The 2,623-nt window shown below is 46.7% G+C and carries 1 protein-coding gene and 1 pseudogene; both read right to left on the reverse strand.

The window, feature by feature from the left end; genetic code table 11:
• Positions 1-466, reverse strand: a pseudogene (fimH, locus tag ACUU1M_RS19740) (type 1 fimbrin D-mannose specific adhesin FimH); the annotation flags it as partial.
• Between the two features lie 12 nt (positions 467-478).
• Positions 479-2,623: outer membrane usher protein FimD (gene fimD, locus ACUU1M_RS19745; RefSeq protein WP_449144764.1), on the reverse strand; the 2,145-nt coding region annotated here is incomplete at its 5' end.

Here is a 2,623-nt window from a genome sequence, read left to right on the forward strand (position 1 = left end):
AGGGACGAATAACCTTTAAACGAAATATTAAACGAGAATCCATCAGCCCGAATGGAAGGTTTTGCGAAACGTTAGGATCTGTTCCCATCCGAATATAATTTTGCGGGGGGAACTGAATATCCATCACACTATCAACCAGACTCATCGCACCTAATAGATAATCATTTAATTGCATATATTTATAATTATCGATAGTTTCCTGAACAATAAAGTTGGTGACATAACTACGGTATGTATAATTCACCAGCGTACCGGGTGGACAAATTGCTGAGACACCTACCCAGCCGGATTTTTCCGGTAAAACAACAATCTGCCTTGGCTGGTTATTGGTGCTATTAAAGATATTTGAGAGATCATAGTGTTCATCTTCTGCTACGCCAGTACTATTTGCACAAACAGTAGCCCAGGATATGTTTGCCAGACACAAACATGCCATCGCCAATAATAATCTGCAGATTATCTTCATTGATAATTTCCTTTATGAGCCAGGATGTGTGCAAACTGCCGAAATAACAGTGACGGCTTGCTGTAAGCTTTGCTTCGGCAATACATAGTGCGCAATGCAGCGTGAGTTCGCGCCGTCTCCCCACTGAACCAGTAATTCACCAGACAATGGCGCACCACTTAAATAAACTTGCCCGTCATCACCCACCATACTGGTTATTCCGGTACTGTTTTCCCGTACCAGTGATCCAAACGGCACCGGTTTTCCGCCTTGGGTAACGGTAATGAGCGCCCGCACGCCTATGCGGGTATCAAAATTGGCACGAACCAACGCGCCTTGCGTCGGCACAACGCTGCTAATATTTTTTTCAACATCGATGGAATTCCCCATCGTATTGGTATCAAGCGCGATACGGTTATACCGATAAACCGTGGCATACGGCATCACCGCATAGCCGCGCCAGTCGGTTAAAATGCCAGTTTGATTTTCAATGCGTACACCGCCTGCGCCAGGCGCTTTAATCAAAACATTGGTATCCCCTAAAGGCTGGCTCAGCGTTATGCCATTTTCGTGCCCGACCACACCGCCAGACAGCTGCCAGTTAACGTCATGTTGATCGCGGTCGTAGTTATACCCGACCCCCAGCGTACCGTAAGCGGCCTGCCAGTTTGCCGTGGCGCTGCCCGTATACCCATTATTCGAGGTATCACCCTGGCTTACGTGATAACTCAGGTTGTGGCCTTCCAGTAAGGTCCCACCTACACCTGCCAGCCAGCTATTTTGCCCGTTGCTGTTACGGTTGGCGTTAAAGGAGGCATAAGCGCGGTCGAGCGCATTTTCCCGGGTGTAGCGACGTTTGGTCAGAACATTGAAAGGCACTGAAACATTAAGTCCGACAATACGTTCGTTATCGGGGATCCCTACAGATTCATTCCACGAAAATGAGAGTGAATAACTGATGCCAACCCAGCTGCTGGTATACCCCACCTGATACCAGGTATCTGAATCCGAAGTATTCCAGTATTTTTGATGGGTACCAGAGATATAAAGCGAGCCAAAGTCATTAAGTGATTGTGAAATATTTAACTGCAAACGGTCTTTACGGCTAAAGCGTAAATTGTGGTAATTCACGATTATCGGTTCATCCCGATGCTCACCGTCGTAATCGTAATCGTAATCATAATCATAATCATAATCATATTCGTACCCCTCCATTCGACGATACGCAACATCATCAAGGGTATAAAAACCTTGTGTCGAATAGCGGTAACCCATTAACTGAAAATTGGTGCCGAAGGTGTTCATCGATTTCGCATAGAGGAAGCGAATGGAATCCCCCTCATGACGACTGTCGTCGGCTAACTGACTGCGCGCATGGGTCACATCCAGCGACACTGCCCCCCAGTTTCCGAGATTGCGCCCCAGTCCTAATAAAAAGGCGGTGTAATTGGCAGATAATTGCGTCCCGCCGTAGGCAGTAAATTCCTGTGGTAAACCGCCGAGTGCCGTGCCCTGAAAAAAGAAAGGTGATGATTGCTGACTATTACCGCTACGAAAATCGCCCGCCGTCAGGTCAAATTTGAAACGCCCTTCGCGTTGTAAAATTGGCACTGTTGAATACGGAATAGTGTAATTCTGCTGATTGCCATCGCGTTCGTCGATGGTGACGTCCAGATCGCCATTTGAAGATGTCGGGTGCAAATCTGTAATTTCAAAAGCGCCGGGGGAAACATAGCTTTGATAGATAATAAAACCATTTTGCCGAATCGTTAGCTGGGCCGCCGTACGGGCAATCCCATGTACCGTTGGGGCAAACCCTTGCTGGCTATCAGGATACATATTATCGGAAGAATAAAGCCGTACACCACGAAATCCAACACCATCGAAAATATCACTTCCTGTATTGCCGTCTCCCATTACCAGTTCACTTTTCAGCGGAATAATGGCGCGCTGTACCCAGGTGCCAATATTATTCCACTGTTCTGAATGATATCCATTTCCGCGAAAATAGTTCCAGGAACCATTGTTGCGTAAACGCCACGGGCCAATATTAATCCCGCTGAGCTCACTAAAAAAATAGCTATCGTTACCATTACCTCTGTTACCGGTGAAATTATAATTCAGGAGTAAAGCAGGAATACCTTCATCCCACTCTTCAGGCGGAATGTAACCGTGAGC

The organism is Shigella sp. SIG6 (genome assembly GCF_053555815.1).